Genomic DNA, 14,414 nt, shown 5'->3' on the forward strand with positions numbered 1-14,414 from the left:
CCTGTGGGAGCGGGCTTGCCCGCGATAGCGGTCTGTCAAACAAACTGAAAGTCATCGGCATCCAGATTTGCCGGAAACTTGGTGCGATAAGCCGCCAACTCTGCCGCATTCAGGCACACCTGAAACACCCCGTCCGCCTCCCCCGCACTCAGCAAGGTCTCACCCTGAAAATCCAGCACCTGGCTGTCTCCGGTGTAGGCAAAGCCCTTGCCATCGGTACCCACCCGATTCACTGCCGCCACGTAACACAGGTTCTCGATAGCCCGCGCTGGTAGCAGGCGGTTCCAGTGCTGACGCCGCGCACCCGGCCAGTTCGCGGTGTACAGCAGCAGGTCGGTGTCTTGGGCATCACGGCTCCACACCGGGAAACGCAGGTCGTAGCAAATCAATGGGCGTATGCGCCACCCCTTCAACTCGAACTGCACCTGGCGCTCGCCGGGCGTGTAATGGTCGTGCTCGCCCGCCATACGGAACAGGTGACGCTTGTCGTAGTGCAGCACTTCCCCGTCCGGGCGCGCCCACAGCAGGCGGTTCCGGTGGCTGCCGTCGGCCGCCTGGATGATCACGCTACCGGTGATCACCGCGTTGTACTTGGCCGCCTGGGTTTGCAGCCAGAGATGAGTCGGGCCATGTTCCGGCTCGGCGAGGGTGTGTGATTCCATCGAGAAACCGGTGGTGAACATCTCCGGCAGCACAATCAGGTCGGCGCCTTTGGCCTGCTCTAGCAACAGTTCGAAATGTTCGAGGTTGGCCTGACGGTCATGCCATACCAGGCTGGTCTGGACCAAGGCAATATTCAGGTCGGGTAATGCAGTCAAATCACGCATAGTTTCTCCGCTGCGTGTTGCAGCGTCTCCTCGCGTTTGGCAAAGCACAGGCGCACCAGGCGCTGGCCTTGCGGCGGGCTCTGATAGAACACCGAGACGGGGATGGTCGCCACGCCGTGTTCGCGGGTCATCCACAGTGACATGGCGACGTCATCCAGGTCCGGGCGAATCTGTGAGTAATCCACCAGTTGGAAGTAAGTGCCGGCCACCCGCGTAAAGCTGAAACGCGACGGCGCCAGCAGGTCGCAGAACAGGTCGCGCTTGGCCTGATAAAAGGCCGGCAATTGCTCGACGTGTTCCGGGTGTTCGGCCATGAAGTCAGCCAAAGCGTACTGCAAAGGGGTCACGCCGCAAAAGTTGACATATTGATGCACCTTGCGCAGCTCGGCGGTCAGGGCCGGCGGTGCGACCACGTAGCCGGTTTTCCAGCCGGTGACGTGGTAGGTCTTGCCGAAGGAGCTGACCACAAACGCACGCTGATACAACTCTTCATGGGCCAGCACGCTGACATGGGGCACGCCATCGAACACCAAGTGTTCGTAGACCTCATCGCTGACCAGGTAGATATCTCGGTCGCGGATCAGCTCGGCCAACTGGTCCAGCTCGGCCCGGCTGATCAGGGCGCCGGTGGGGTTGTGTGGCGAGTTGAGGATGATCATGCGCGTGCGCGGTGAGAGCGCGGCCTTGATCTTGTCAAAGTCGAGCGCGAAGCCTTGCAGGCTCAATTGCACATGCACGCAGCGACCACCCGCCAGCTCGACCGACGGCTCGTAGCTGTCGTAGCTGGGGTCGAACACGATGACTTCATCGCCGTTGCGGATGACCGCCTGGATCGCGCAGAAGATCGCCTCGGTGGCGCCTGGGGTGATGGTCACCTCGCTGTCCACATTCACCGCGGCGCCATAACTGCGGGCGATCTTGGCCACCACTTGCTGACGCAGTACCGGCAGGCCGGTCATCGGGGCGTATTGGTTGTGGCCGAGGGCGATATGCTTGCCTACGGCATCGAGCAACCCTTGAGGGCCATTAAAATCGGGAAAGCCCTGAGACAGGTTGAGCGCGCCGGTTTCGGCAGCGAGTTGCGACATGGTGGTGAAAATAGTGGTGCCGACATTCGGCAGCTTGCTGGTGATCATCGGAGGCCCCTGCAGGTGAGGCCCAAGTTTTAAGCTGCCCCAAGCATCGGGTCAAGGCACAAACCACCGCGCACAAAAAAGGGCTCCAAAGGAGCCCTCTCTTGCAGCGTGTCGCTCACAACTCGAAGCGGCGCTTATTTCTTGTCGCGGCGCTTCTTGTCGGCTTTCTTGTGGTGAGTCATCAAACGACGCTTCTTGTTCACCTGACGGTCAGTCAGTGTGTTCTTGTTGCCTTCGTATGGGTTCTCGCCACCCTTGAACTCGATACGGATCGGCGTACCGACCAGTTTCAAGACACGGCGGTAGGTGTTTTCCAGGTAACGCACATAGGACTTGGGCACCTTCTCGATCTGGTTACCGTGGATCACGATAATCGGCGGGTTGGCACCACCCAAGTGGGCGTAACGCAGTTTGATCCGGCGGTTGTTGACCATCGGTGGCGCATGTTCGCCAACCGCATCTTCGAGGATCTGGGTCAGGCGGTTGGTCGGCCAGCGGGTAACCGCGGACTTGAACGAGTTCTGTACGGACGCGTAGAGGTTGCCCACGCCGGTGCCGTGCAGTGCCGAGATAAAGTGGATATCGGCGAACTCAACGAAGAACAGCCGACGTTGCAGCTCGATCTTGACGAAATCGCGCTCGCTCGGCGTCATGCCGTCCCACTTGTTGATCGCGATGACCAAGGCACGACCGGCTTCCAGGGCAAAGCCCAGCAAGTTGAGGTCGTGGTCCACCACGCCTTCACGGGCGTCCATCACGAAGATCACTACGTTGGCGTCTTTGATCGCCTGCAGGGTTTTGACCACCGAAAACTTTTCAACTTCCTCGTGGATCTTGCCGCGCTTGCGCACACCGGCGGTGTCGATCAGCGTGTACTTCTCGTCGTTACGTTCGAACGGGATGTAGATACTGTCGCGGGTAGTACCCGGCTGGTCATACACGATGACCCGGTCTTCACCGAGCATGCGGTTAACCAGGGTCGACTTGCCGACGTTCGGACGGCCGATGATGGCGATCTTGATACCGTCTTTTTCGCTTGGGCCAGGAATGCGCTTGGCTTCCTCGCCTTCGGCAACGATCTCTTCCTCGCCCTCTTCTTCCTCAGCGTCATCCTTGGGGAAGTCGCGCAGGGCGATTTCCAGCATCTGGGTGATGCCGCGGCCGTGGGCACCAGCGACCGGGATCGCATCGCCCAGGCCCATCGGGCTGAATTCGGCACGGGCCGCTTCAGGATCGATGTTGTCGATCTTGTTGGCGACCAGATAGGAACGCTTGTTGCGCTTGCGCAGGTGCTCGCCAATCATCTGGTCGGCAGCGGTGTAGCCCGCACGGGCATCCACCAGGAACAACACGACATCGGCTTCTTCGATTGCGAGCAGCGACTGCTCGGCCATCTTTTCGTCCATGCCATGCTCGTCACCGGAGATACCACCGGTGTCGACAATAATGTAGGAGCGCCCTTGCCACTTTGCCTCACCGTATTGGCGATCACGGGTCAGACCGGACAAGTCGCCAACGATGGCGTCACGAGTCCTGGTCAGGCGGTTGAACAAGGTGGACTTGCCGACGTTAGGTCGGCCCACCAGGGCGATTACGGGAACCATGCGGCTCTCCACTTCGTTATTTCAGAAAATACAAAAGCCGCTGCAAGGCAGCGGCTGGTGCTCGGGGCAGCATAGTCAAATGCCGCATGCCCCGCCGAAGCGGGGCCGCCTGGGTTTTACCCCAAGCATAGTTGCTTACTTGATGGTCAGGGCTTCCAGCTTGCCGCTGTTGCCAAACACGTAAAGCATGTTACCCACAACCAGCGGACGCGCACGCAGACCATCGCTGTCGATACGCTCGCGGCCGACAAAACGACCGTCTACCTGGCTCAGCAGGTGCAGGTAACCTTCGAAGTCACCTACCGCTACGTAGCTGGAGAACACTTCCGGTGCCGACAACTGACGGCGAGCCAGGGAGTCGTTGCTCCACAGTGCAGTAGTGGAACGCTCGTCGACACTTTCAACGGTGCCGGAAGCGAGGCTTACGTAGACGCTGCCAAACCCTTGAGCGACACCGGCGTAGCTGGAAGCATCACGCTGCCAGTTGATGCGGCCGCTTTGCAGGTCCAGCGCCGCAACGCGGCCCTGGTAGGTGGCCACGTAAATGGTTTCGCCCGACAGCAGCAGGCCACCGTCGATGTCCACTACGCGGTCCAGTTCGGAGCGACCTTGCGGGATAGCCACACGGGTTTCCCAGGCCGGCACGCCGTTCTGGGTGTCCAGGGCGACCACTTTACCGGTCGACAGGCCAGCAACGGCCAGGTTGTTGGTCACAATCGGACCACTGGTACCGCGCAGGGTCAACACCGCCGGGGTGCTGTCGTACAACCAGCGCTGGTTGCCGGTGGCGGCATCCAGACCGATTACACGGTCATCCTGGGTCTGCACTACGACCACGTCGCCATTGGTAGCCGGCGCTGCGAGCACTTCACTGGTCACGCGAGCGCGCCATTTCTCTTCACCCGTTGCCGAGTCCAGAGCCACCACGTCGCCTTTGAGCGTACCGATCAGCACCATGCCGTAGCCGACACCTACACCACCGGAAACCGGCAGTTCGAGGTCTTTCTTCCACTTCACGTCGCCATTCATGCGATCCATGGCCATGACAACGCCAGTGGAGTCAGTGGCCACAATGTTGTCGCCGTCGATCGACGGCTGCAACAGGTTGTACAGGTCGCCCTGGCCATCACCGACGGAGCGGCTCCACTGCTTTTGCAGGACCACTTCTTCCTTGAAGCTGGTCAGCTCGGCAGGAGGCAGTTCTTTTTTACTGTTGCTGCTGCAACCCGCGGCCAGAACGGCCAGAGCCAGCAATGCTGCATGTTTCCAACGGATCACGTCACGCATCCCCTTTGGCCAAGTCGTCCAGCTTGATTTGTAAGCCACCGACCGCCGCTTCATCAGACAGCGCCGCCTTGGCTTTTTGGTACGCAGCATGGGCTTCGTCGGTACGACCCAATTGGACCAACAGGTCGCCCTTGAGCTCTTCACGAGTGGCCACAAATGCCTTGTCAGCATCGCCGTCGAGCAGTTTGAGTGCTTCGTCAGCCTTGTTCTGTGCCGCCAATACCTGAGCCAGGCGCTGACGTGCGATTTCACCCAGGGTCGGGTTGCTCGGCTTGTCGGCGATAGCCTTCAGCTCAGTGGCTGCGTCATCCAGCTTGCCGGTGTCGACCGCCACTTTCGCGACGAACAGGCTACCGTACTGGGCGTAGGTGCTACCGCCAAATTCGTTTTTCAGCTTGCCGGCAAGGTCCGCCACTTGGGCTGGATCAGGCTTGCCGTCCGGCGTCAGTGTGGTTTCCAGCAATTGCTGATAGAGGATCGAGGCGCCTTGAGACTGGTTGGCCTGATATTTGTGCCAGGCTTGCCAGCCGAACACCACCACTAAAGCCAGCAGACCGCCAGTAACCAGGGGCTTGCCGTTACGCTGCCACCAGTCCTTGAACTCGGCCATTTGCTCATCATCAGTACTCGACACCCCAATACTCCTTAATCGCTAAATTCGGCTGTTCGACAGCTTCAACCCTGCACGACGCAGGTGGCCAAGTGCGCGGCGAGCGCATCAAAGGCAATGTTCTGTTGCTCGCCCTGGCCACGCAGGGGTTTGAAACCTATCACTTGCTGCGCCAGCTCGTCATCGCCGAGGATCAGCGCATACAGCGCGCCGCTCTTGTCGGCCTTCTTGAACTGGCTCTTGAAGCTGCCGGCGCCGGCATTGATCTGCAGGCGCAGGTTCGGCAGTTGGTCGCGCACTTTTTCGCTCAGGGCCAAGGCTGTCAGTTCGGCGGCCTCGCCAAAGGCGCAAAGGTACACGTCCACCTGACGGGAGATTTCTTCCGGGATTTGCTCCAGGGTTTCCAGCAGCAGGATCAGCCGCTCGATGCCCATGGCGAAACCTACGCCCGTGGTCGGCTTGCCGCCCATTTGCTCAACCAGGCCGTCGTAGCGACCACCGGCACACACGGTGCCCTGGGCGCCGAGTTTGTCGGTGACCCACTCGAACACGGTCTTGCTGTAGTAGTCGAGACCACGCACCAGCTTGGGGTTGAGCACGTAAGGAATACCGGCCGCATCCAGGCGAGCCTTGAGGCCCTCGAAGTGCGTGCGGGATTCGTCGTCCAGGTAGTCGGCCATCTTCGGCGCGTCGACCAGTACGGCCTGGGTGTCGGCGTTCTTGGTATCCAGAACACGCAGCGGGTTGGTTTTCAGACGGCGCTGGCTGTCTTCGTCCAGCTTGTCCAGGTGGGCGGACAGGTACTCGACCAGGGCTTCGCGATAGCGGCCCCGGGATTCACTGGTGCCCAGGCTGTTGAGTTCAAGTTTGACTGCATCGCGGATGCCCAGTTGGCCCCACAGGCGCCAGGTCAATACGATCAGCTCGGCATCGATGTCCGGACCGTCCAGGTTGAAGACTTCGCAACCGATCTGGTGGAACTGGCGATAGCGGCCTTTCTGGGGGCGCTCGTGGCGGAACATCGGGCCGATGTACCACAGCTTCTGGGTCTGGCCACCACCGGTGATGCCATGCTCCAGTACCGCGCGCACGCACGCAGCGGTGCCTTCCGGACGCAGGGTCAGGGAGTCGCCGTTGCGATCTTCAAAGGTGTACATCTCTTTTTCGACGATGTCGGTTACTTCACCGATGGAGCGCTTGAACAGCTCGGTGAACTCGACGATCGGCATGCGGATCTGCTTGTAACCGTAGTTATCCAGCAGGCGCGCGACCGTGCTCTCGAAGTAGCGCCACAGTGGCGTCTGCTCCGGCAGGATGTCGTTCATGCCACGAATGGCTTGCAGAGACTTGCTCACATCTAATCCTTAAATTCGTTCTTAGCCGCGCGCGATCAGCGCTGCGTCAGCCGCAACCTTTTCAGCTGCTTTCTCGCGGATCAGCTTTTCCAGATGATCCACGAGATTCTCATTCGTCAGTTTCTGCGACGGCTTGCCGTCGATGTAAATCAGGTTTGGTGTACCGCCAGTCAGGCCCACATGGGCTTCCTTGGCTTCACCCGGCCCATTGACCACACACCCGATCACCGCCACATCCAGCGGCACCAGCAGGTCTTCAAGGCGCAACTCCAGGTCGTTCATGGTTTTCACCACGTCGAAGTTCTGCCGCGAGCAGCTCGGGCAGGCAATGAAGTTGATGCCACGGGAACGCAAACGCAGGGATTTGAGAATGTCGTAGCCGACTTTCACTTCCTCTACGGGGTCTGCCGCCAGGGAGATGCGGATAGTATCGCCAATCCCTTCGGCGAGCAGCATACCGAGACCCACCGCAGATTTCACTGTGCCTGAGCGTAAACCGCCCGCTTCAGTGATACCCAGGTGCAACGGCTGCACGATTTCCTTGGCCAACAGGCGGTAGGCTTCTACCGCCATGAACACGTCGGAGGCCTTTACGCTGACCTTGAAGTCCTGGAAATTCAGGCGCTCAAGATGCTCGACGTGGCGCAATGCCGACTCAACCAGCGCGGCTGGGGTCGGTTCTCCGTACTTTTTCTGCAGGTCTTTTTCCAGGGAACCGGCGTTGACGCCGATGCGGATGGGAATGCCACGATCACGCGCTGCATCAACCACCGCGCGCACACGGTCTTCGCGACCGATATTGCCCGGGTTGATGCGCAGGCAGTCCACACCCAGCTCGGCCACACGCAGCGCGATTTTGTAGTCGAAGTGAATGTCGGCGACCAGCGGTACCTTGACCAGTTGCTTGATGCGGCCAAAGGCTTCGGCAGCGTCCATGTCCGGCACGGAAACACGCACGATGTCTACGCCGGCGGCTTCCAGACGGTTGATCTGGGCGACAGTTGCGGCCACATCATTGGTGTCGCTGTTGGTCATGCTCTGCACTGCGATAGGGGCATCGCCACCTACCGGCACCGAGCCGACCCAGATCTTGCGCGATACGCGACGTTTGATTGGAGATTCGCCGTGCATGACTATTGTCCCAACTTGAGGCGAGCGGTCTCGCCACTGGTGAACGGCGCCACGTCCACAGGCTGGCCGTTGTAGGCCACTTGCGCGCCACGGGCAAAGCCCAGACGCAGCGTCAAAGGAGGCTTGCCGCCTTGGTCAAGTGTATCTCCCTTACGCTTCAGACCGCTAAACAGCACTTTGCCATTGCCATCGGTAACTTGCGTCCAGCAGTCAGCGATGAAGGTAATCTGGATATGCCCGTCGCCGGCGATCAATGCCGGGGTGGTGGGAGGCGAAATCGCAGCTGGGGCCGGGGCCACTGGTGCGTTGGTCGCTGGAGGCTGCGCCGGAGCAGCCGGAGTATGCGCCTGGGCAACCGGGGCAGCCGGTACGGTTGGAGCCGGCACAGCAGCGGTGGCAGCAGGTGCAGTGCCCGCTTCCGGACCCGGTTGCTCGGTGGCAGCCGGCACTTCCGAGGCGGCCTGCCCTTGGGCAACCGCCTGGTCTTCCGGCTCATCGAGTGGGTGAATCTGGGTGGTGCCGTCGGCGCTTTCGACTTCGACGTGCTCCATGGCGTTGCTGGTCAGGTCCTTGGTACGTTGGGAGGCCTGGTCTTGCCACCAGACGAAACCGCCACCGACCACGGCAATCAGCAGCAACAGGCTGACAATCCGCAAAATCGTGTGGGAAACCCGTACCGGCTCTTCGATGCGGCCCAGGCCATGCACGTTACTGCCCTGGGAGTCGGTGCCGGTGAACTGGTCGAACTCCTGGACCAATACAGTCTGGTCGATGCCCAGCAATTTGGCGTAGGCGCGGATATAGCCGCGGGCGAAGGTATGCCCAGGCAGCTTGTCGAATGCGCCGGCTTCCAGGTTGCCCAGGGACGTGGCGGTCAAATTGAGCTTGAGGGCCACTTCTGCCAGCGACCAACCATTGCTTTCGCGGGCCTGACGCAAGGTCTCGCCTGGGTTTACGCGATTAGCTGCTACAACTTCCGGGTGCGCCGCTTTCATCATTGCTCCGACAGGTATTGCTGATATTCCGGCGTACCGGGATAGAGTCGTTCGAGTTGCTGGCCAAACTGTGCAGCCGTGTCGCGTTCTTCATGAACCGTCGCCAGGCGCACACCGAGCAATAGACTACGTGCATTTTGCCCGCTGAGCAGGCTAAAACGCTCGTAAAAGTCACGTGCCGGCACATAATGCCTGTCTTCGTAAGACAACTCAGCCATTTCGAGCAACGCCCGTGGCTGGCGACTGTTCAGGTGCAGGGCTTTTTCCAGTTGCTGGCGGGCGCTGTCGCGCTGGCCCATGCGTATCGAGGTCACCCCAAGGTTCTCGAACACGCGCGAACGCTCAGGATAAAGGCTATCAGCGCTGGCTTGCTGGAAATAACGGGACGCCTGCTCATAACGTTGCTGCGCAAACAGAAAGCTGCCGTAGTTGTTCAGCAGCCGAGGGTCGGCAGGACGTGCGGCCAGGGCCTTGTGAAAATACGCCTCGGCCAATTCAGGCTCAGCCTGAGCCTGGAACACCAGGGCCAGTGCGGCATTGGCATCGGCATCATCGCCGTCCAGTTCCAGCGCCTTTTTCAACGGCACCTTGGCCTGCTCGCTCATGCCCTGGCGCAGATAACCCAAGCCCAATTGCACATAGGCAATTCGCGCCTCGTCACGGCCTTTGCCGGTTTGCATGGGGCTGTCATGGCCCGATGAAACACAACCGGCCATCAGACCGGTGAAAAGCAACAGCAGCGCGAGGCGCAAGGGCATAGAGGTCCTCTCTCAGATTCGATTCACAGCAATTTGCGGCAAATCTTCGGCGGCGTTAAGTTCGCGCACGGCGATATAACGCTCACTGCGGCGGGTGCGATCCATCACTTGCCCGACCAGTTGGCCACAGGCGGCGTCGATGTCTTCACCACGGGTGGTGCGCACAGTAACGTTGTAGCCGGCCTGGTGCAGTTGATCCTGGAAACGGCGGATGGCGTTGTTGCTCGGCCGCTCGTAGCCAGAATGGGGAAACGGGTTAAACGGAATCAGGTTGATCTTGCACGGGGTGTTCTTGAGCAGCTCGATCATCTCGACCGCATGCTCAACTTTGTCGTTGATGTCTTTGAGCATGGTGTACTCAATGGTCAACACACGCTTTTCGCCCAAGGTCGCCATGTAGCGCTGGCAAGATTCGAGCAGCATCTTAAGCGGATACTTCTTGTTGATTGGCACCAATTGGTTACGCAATGCGTCATTCGGTGCGTGCAACGACAACGCCAGGGAGACGTCGATGTGCTTGGCCAGCTCATCGATCATCGGCACCACGCCGGAGGTCGACAAGGTCACACGGCGCTTGGAGATGCCGTAACCCAGGTCGTCCATCATCAAATGCATGGCGGCAACGACGTTGTCGAAGTTCAGCAGCGGCTCACCCATGCCCATCATCACCACGTTGGTGATGGCACGGTCGACGGTTGCCGGGACGCTGCCAAAGGATTTGTTGGCAATCCACACCTGGCCGATCACTTCGGCGGCAGTGAGGTTGCTATTGAAGCCTTGCTTGCCGGTGGAGCAGAAACTGCAGTCCAGGGCACAGCCTGCCTGGGACGAAACGCACAAAGTGCCGCGCTTGCCCTGGGGAATGTAGACGGTCTCGACGCAGCTGCCGGACGCCACGCGCACCACCCACTTACGGGTGCCGTCGGTGGAGATGTCCTCGCTGACAACCTCGGGACCACGGACCTCGGCAATGGCCTTGAGCTTGTCGCGCAGGGCCTTGCTGACGTTCGTCATGGCGTCGAAATCGTCGACACCAAAGTGGTGAATCCACTTCATTACCTGACCGGCACGGAAACGCTTCTCCCCGATTGAGTCGAAGAATTTTTCCATTTCCTGTTGAGTCAGACCCAGCAGGTTGGTTTTAACAGTCGATGTAGTCATGGATTCACCCTCACTCTTTAAGCCGATGCTTAGCGAGCGGTTACTTCAGTAGCAGCGAAAAAGTACGAGATTTCGCGAGCAGCAGCGGCTTCGGAGTCCGAACCGTGAACAGCGTTGGCGTCGATGGACTCAGCGAAGTCAGCACGGATAGTGCCGGCAGCTGCTTCTTTAGGGTTGGTAGCGCCCATCAGCTCGCGGTTCAGAGCGATAGCGTTTTCGCCTTCCAGAACCTGAACAACAACAGGGCCGGAGATCATGAAGGCAACCAGGTCGCCGAAGAAGCCACGAGCGCTGTGCTCAGCGTAGAAGCCTTCAGCTTCAGCTTTGGACAGTTGCTTGAGTTTCGAAGCTACAACCTTCAGGCCGGCTTTTTCGAAACGAGTGGTGATCTCGCCGATGACGTTTTTTGCAACAGCGTCAGGCTTGATGATGGAGAAAGTACGTTGAACAGCCATGGTGTAACTCCAGAAACGGTAATTTACGAAAAATTAAACCCGCGAATTATACGCGGGTTATTGGGTATTGCCTAACTGCGTAAAAAGGCGGCTCAGTCTGCTTCTTCGATCCACAGGCCTTGAATCGCCTCCAGAACCTTTTCGCCACCCCGGTCAGGGATGTCGTCGAAGTCCGGCAGCTCCATCACCAGGTTGCGCAGCTTGACGAAGTTGACCGTCAGAGGATTGACCTCCGGGTGGGCTTCAGCAAGCTGTATAGCGATTTCTTGTACATCAACCCATTTCAGGCTCATGACATTTCCTTGAATCAATGCGGCGCTTCGGCCGCATGGTTGAGGGAATATTTCGGAATTTCGACGGTGATGTCTTCGGTCCCGACCTTTGCCTGACAGCTTAGGCGAGAAGTTGCCTCCAGGCCCCAGGCGCGATCCAGAAAGTCCTCCTCCAGCTCGTCCGCTTCTTCGAGAGAGTTGAAACCCTCGCGAATCACGCAGTGGCAGGTCGTGCAGGCGCAAACACCGCCGCAGGCACTTTCGATCTCGATGTGATTGTCATGGGCAACTTCGAGGATGGACTTGCCGGTCTCAGCCTCCACGACCATACCGTCCGGGCAATGCTCGGCGTGTGGCAGAAAAATGACCTGCGGCATTAATTATTCCTCAATTTCATTCAGGTTGCGTCCCGCCAGGGCGGCTTTTACCGACTGGTCCATGCGGCGGGCGGCAAAGGCATCGGTCACTTGCGACAGACGCTTGGTCTGCTGCTCGATGGCGTAACCATCGGTGCCTTTCATCAGTTCGGCCAGCTCCTGCATCTGCAGGTCGATGACCATGCGCTCTTCGGCGTCCAGCAGGCGCTCGCCGTCAGCATCCAAGGCGCCCTGCACCGCTTCGAGCAGGCGCTGGGCATCCACTTGCTGCTCACGCAACACACGGGCGACCTTGTCGTCACCGGCATATTGGAACGAGTCCTTGAGCATCTTGGCGATTTCGCCGTCGGTCAGCCCGTAGGACGGTTTGACCTGGATGCTGGCTTCAACACCGGACGCCAATTCACGGGCGGCCACACTGAGTAGGCCGTCGGCATCTACCTGGTATGTCACGCGAATCTTCGCCGCACCGGCGACCATTGCCGGAATACCGCGCAATTCAAAACGCGCCAGGGAGCGGCAATCGCTGATCAGCTCGCGCTCACCTTGCAGCACATGGATCATCATGGCCGTCTGGCCGTCTTTGTACGTAGTGAAGTCTTGGGCGCGGGCGACGGGGATGGTGGTGTTGCGTGGAATCACCTTCTCCATCAGGCCGCCCATGGTCTCCAGCCCCAGGGACAGCGGGATCACGTCGAGCAGCAGCAGTTCGCCACCATCGCGTTTGTTACCGGCAAGCGTGTCGGCCTGGATAGCGGCGCCGATGGCGACTACTTGATCCGGGTCGATTTGGGTCAATGGCTGGCGGCCAAACGCTTCGGCAACCGCTTCGCGAACGCGTGGGACGCGCGTCGAACCGCCGACCATAACCACCGCAGCCACGTCTTCCAGCTCGATACCTGAATCACGCACAGCCCGACGGCACGCCTTGAGGCTGCGAGCGACCATCGGCTCGATCAACGCATCAAAGGCTTCGCGAGTCAGTTGGGCCGACCAGCTGCCGTAGGAGACTTCAACAGAATCAGCATCAGTCAGTGCTTCCTTGGCCGCACAGGCGGTTTGCAGCAGATTGCGCTGCGCGCCCGGGTCCAGGTCAGCCGACAAACCGGCGCTGGTAATGATCCAGCCGGCAATGGCATGGTCAAAGTCATCGCCACCCAGGGCGCTGTCGCCACCGGTAGCCAGCACTTCAAACACACCGCCGGTCAGACGCAGGATCGAAATATCGAAGGTGCCGCCGCCCAGGTCATAAATTGCCACCAGGCCTTCAGCGTGCTGGTCCAGACCATAGGCCACCGCGGCTGCGGTCGGCTCGTTGAGCAAGCGCAACACGTTCAGACCGGCGAGCTTCGCCGCGTCTTTAGTGGCTTGACGCTGTGCGTCGTCGAAATAGGCAGGAACGGTGATCACTGCGCCGACCAGTTCGCCACCCAGGGTATTTTCTGCGCGCTGACGCAGCACCTTGAGGATATCGGCCGACACTTCCACCGGGCTTTTCGGGCCTTGGACGGTGTCGATGAACGGCATATGGGATTCGCCGCCAACAAAGCGGTACGGCAGCTGCTCGCCCAATTGCTTGACGTCGGACAGACCGCGCCCCATCAAGCGTTTAACCGACAGCACGGTATTCAATGGGTCACTGGACGCCGCCAACTTGGCCGACTCACCGACTTCAGTGCGATCAGCGTGATAACGCACAGCGGAGGGCAGGATCACCTGGCCATTAGCGTCGGGCAACGGCTCGGACAGGCCGCTGCGCAAGGCAGCAACCAGGGAATTGGTGGTGCCCAGGTCAATCCCGACCGCCAGGCGACGCTGGTGCGGTTGAGGGCTTTGGCCGGGTTCGGCGATTTGCAGTAGGGCCATGGTAATCAGGTCTTATCTGTCTATCAGGCGTGCATCACGGGCAGCACTGGGTTAATCGTCGAGGCGCTCTTCTAGCTGGCGCACTTCGTAGGTGAGCTTGTCGAGGAACTGCATGCGCCGCATCAGGCGTTCGGCCTGTTCACGTTGCGCTGCATCATCCCAACAGGCTGCGAAGCTTTCGTTGAGCTCATCCTGGGCCGTTTTCAGACGACGCTTGAAGACCGCGACACCGGCTATATCAGCCTCGTCCTGCAAGTCTTCGAGTTCTTCGCGCCACTGCATCTGCTGCATCAGGAAGTCCGGGTCGTGCACCGTGACTTCGATCGGCAACTCACCACCGTTCAACGCGAGCAGGTAGCGCGCGCGTTTGGGCGGGTTTTTCAGCGTCTGATAGGCTTCGTTGAGGCTGGCCGATTGCTCCAGCGCCAGGCGCTGCTCACGCTCGGAAGCGTCAGCAAAGCGGTCCGGATGCACCCCACGCGCCAACTCTCGGTAGCGCGTGGCAAGCTGCTCAAGGTCCAGCCGAAAGCTCGGCTGCAGCTCGAATAAAGCGAAATGACAAGGAGTACCCACGAATAGC

15 protein-coding genes are annotated in these 14,414 nt (G+C 59.7%); all 15 read right to left on the bottom strand.

The annotated features are described in order from the left end of the window. Window positions 1-35: 35 nt before the first annotated feature. Window positions 36-827: an amidohydrolase gene (locus PSH96_RS23625; protein WP_305455453.1), complete on the bottom strand. Its 792-nt coding sequence runs from the start codon at window positions 825-827 to the stop codon at window positions 36-38. Next, complete coding sequence (locus tag PSH96_RS23630; protein ID WP_305455455.1) at window positions 815-1,963, bottom strand: pyridoxal phosphate-dependent aminotransferase; 1,149 nt, start codon at window positions 1,961-1,963, stop codon at window positions 815-817. The genes PSH96_RS23625 and PSH96_RS23630 overlap by 13 nt, the downstream gene beginning before the upstream one ends. Window positions 1,964-2,097: 134 nt before the next feature. Further along, window positions 2,098-3,567, bottom strand: coding sequence for a ribosome biogenesis GTPase Der (der, locus tag PSH96_RS23635; RefSeq protein ID WP_053135513.1), 1,470 nt, complete (start codon window positions 3,565-3,567; stop codon window positions 2,098-2,100). 135 nt (window positions 3,568-3,702) lie between these two features. After that, window positions 3,703-4,854 carry an outer membrane protein assembly factor BamB gene (bamB, locus tag PSH96_RS23640; protein WP_056858730.1) on the bottom strand — a complete coding sequence of 384 codons (1,152 nt, stop codon included), beginning with the start codon at window positions 4,852-4,854 and terminating at the stop codon, window positions 3,703-3,705. Beyond that, window positions 4,847-5,464, bottom strand: coding sequence for a tetratricopeptide repeat protein (locus tag PSH96_RS23645; RefSeq protein WP_305460159.1), 618 nt, complete (start codon window positions 5,462-5,464; stop codon window positions 4,847-4,849). The genes bamB and PSH96_RS23645 overlap by 8 nt, the downstream gene beginning before the upstream one ends. Window positions 5,465-5,529: 65 nt before the next feature. Continuing rightward, window positions 5,530-6,819 carry a histidine--tRNA ligase gene (hisS, locus tag PSH96_RS23650; protein WP_305455461.1) on the bottom strand — a complete coding sequence of 430 codons (1,290 nt, stop codon included), beginning with the start codon at window positions 6,817-6,819 and terminating at the stop codon, window positions 5,530-5,532. A 21-nt stretch (window positions 6,820-6,840) separates the two neighbouring features. Continuing rightward, complete coding sequence (gene ispG, locus PSH96_RS23655; protein WP_056858733.1) at window positions 6,841-7,950, bottom strand: flavodoxin-dependent (E)-4-hydroxy-3-methylbut-2-enyl-diphosphate synthase; 1,110 nt, start codon at window positions 7,948-7,950, stop codon at window positions 6,841-6,843. 2 nt (window positions 7,951-7,952) lie between these two features. Next, entirely contained in the window at window positions 7,953-8,945 is a 993-nt protein-coding gene (locus tag PSH96_RS23660) for a RodZ family helix-turn-helix domain-containing protein (protein WP_305455465.1), read from the bottom strand. After that, complete coding sequence (gene pilW, locus PSH96_RS23665) at window positions 8,945-9,703, bottom strand: type IV pilus biogenesis/stability protein PilW (RefSeq protein WP_305455467.1); 759 nt, start codon at window positions 9,701-9,703, stop codon at window positions 8,945-8,947. Before pilW ends, PSH96_RS23660 begins: the two co-directional genes overlap by 1 nt. 12 nt (window positions 9,704-9,715) lie before the next feature. After that, window positions 9,716-10,864 carry a 23S rRNA (adenine(2503)-C(2))-methyltransferase RlmN gene (gene rlmN, locus PSH96_RS23670; protein WP_017135948.1) on the bottom strand — a complete coding sequence of 383 codons (1,149 nt, stop codon included), beginning with the start codon at window positions 10,862-10,864 and terminating at the stop codon, window positions 9,716-9,718. 29 nt (window positions 10,865-10,893) lie between these two features. After that, window positions 10,894-11,319: a nucleoside-diphosphate kinase gene (ndk, locus tag PSH96_RS23675; RefSeq protein WP_003175956.1), complete on the bottom strand. Its 426-nt coding sequence runs from the start codon at window positions 11,317-11,319 to the stop codon at window positions 10,894-10,896. 92 nt (window positions 11,320-11,411) lie between these two features. Continuing rightward, entirely contained in the window at window positions 11,412-11,612 is a 201-nt protein-coding gene (gene iscX / locus PSH96_RS23680; RefSeq protein WP_003238461.1) for a Fe-S cluster assembly protein IscX, read from the bottom strand. A 14-nt stretch (window positions 11,613-11,626) separates the two neighbouring features. Continuing rightward, on the bottom strand, window positions 11,627-11,968 hold the full coding sequence (fdx, locus tag PSH96_RS23685; protein ID WP_015885743.1) for an ISC system 2Fe-2S type ferredoxin: 342 nt from the start codon (window positions 11,966-11,968) through the stop codon (window positions 11,627-11,629). A gap of 3 nt (window positions 11,969-11,971) precedes the next feature. After that, window positions 11,972-13,834 carry a Fe-S protein assembly chaperone HscA gene (gene hscA / locus PSH96_RS23690; protein ID WP_305455471.1) on the bottom strand — a complete coding sequence of 621 codons (1,863 nt, stop codon included), beginning with the start codon at window positions 13,832-13,834 and terminating at the stop codon, window positions 11,972-11,974. 51 nt (window positions 13,835-13,885) lie between these two features. Continuing rightward, entirely contained in the window at window positions 13,886-14,407 is a 522-nt protein-coding gene (gene hscB, locus PSH96_RS23695; RefSeq protein ID WP_017135945.1) for a co-chaperone HscB, read from the bottom strand. Window positions 14,408-14,414 lie beyond the last annotated feature (7 nt).

Source organism: Pseudomonas sp. FP2338 (assembly GCF_030687515.1).
In the GTDB taxonomy this organism is placed as follows: domain Bacteria; phylum Pseudomonadota; class Gammaproteobacteria; order Pseudomonadales; family Pseudomonadaceae; genus Aquipseudomonas; species Aquipseudomonas salomonii.

Coding starts and splice junctions, on each gene's coding strand:
- PSH96_RS23630 (WP_305455455.1), bottom strand. CDS start 1,963: ATGATCACCAGCAAGCTGCCGAATGTCGGCACCACTATTTTCACCACC.
- iscX (WP_003238461.1), bottom strand. CDS start 11,612: ATGAGCCTGAAATGGGTTGATGTACAAGAAATCGCTATACAGCTTGCT.
- PSH96_RS23625 (WP_305455453.1), bottom strand. CDS start 827: ATGCGTGATTTGACTGCATTACCCGACCTGAATATTGCCTTGGTCCAG.
- fdx (WP_015885743.1), bottom strand. CDS start 11,968: ATGCCGCAGGTCATTTTTCTGCCACACGCCGAGCATTGCCCGGACGGT.
- ndk (WP_003175956.1), bottom strand. CDS start 11,319: ATGGCTGTTCAACGTACTTTCTCCATCATCAAGCCTGACGCTGTTGCA.
- hscA (WP_305455471.1), bottom strand. CDS start 13,834: ATGGCCCTACTGCAAATCGCCGAACCCGGCCAAAGCCCTCAACCGCAC.
- ispG (WP_056858733.1), bottom strand. CDS start 7,950: ATGCACGGCGAATCTCCAATCAAACGTCGCGTATCGCGCAAGATCTGG.
- der (WP_053135513.1), bottom strand. CDS start 3,567: ATGGTTCCCGTAATCGCCCTGGTGGGCCGACCTAACGTCGGCAAGTCC.
- bamB (WP_056858730.1), bottom strand. CDS start 4,854: ATGCGTGACGTGATCCGTTGGAAACATGCAGCATTGCTGGCTCTGGCC.
- pilW (WP_305455467.1), bottom strand. CDS start 9,703: ATGCCCTTGCGCCTCGCGCTGCTGTTGCTTTTCACCGGTCTGATGGCC.
- rlmN (WP_017135948.1), bottom strand. CDS start 10,864: ATGACTACATCGACTGTTAAAACCAACCTGCTGGGTCTGACTCAACAG.
- PSH96_RS23660 (WP_305455465.1), bottom strand. CDS start 8,945: ATGAAAGCGGCGCACCCGGAAGTTGTAGCAGCTAATCGCGTAAACCCA.
- PSH96_RS23645 (WP_305460159.1), bottom strand. CDS start 5,464: ATGGCCGAGTTCAAGGACTGGTGGCAGCGTAACGGCAAGCCCCTGGTT.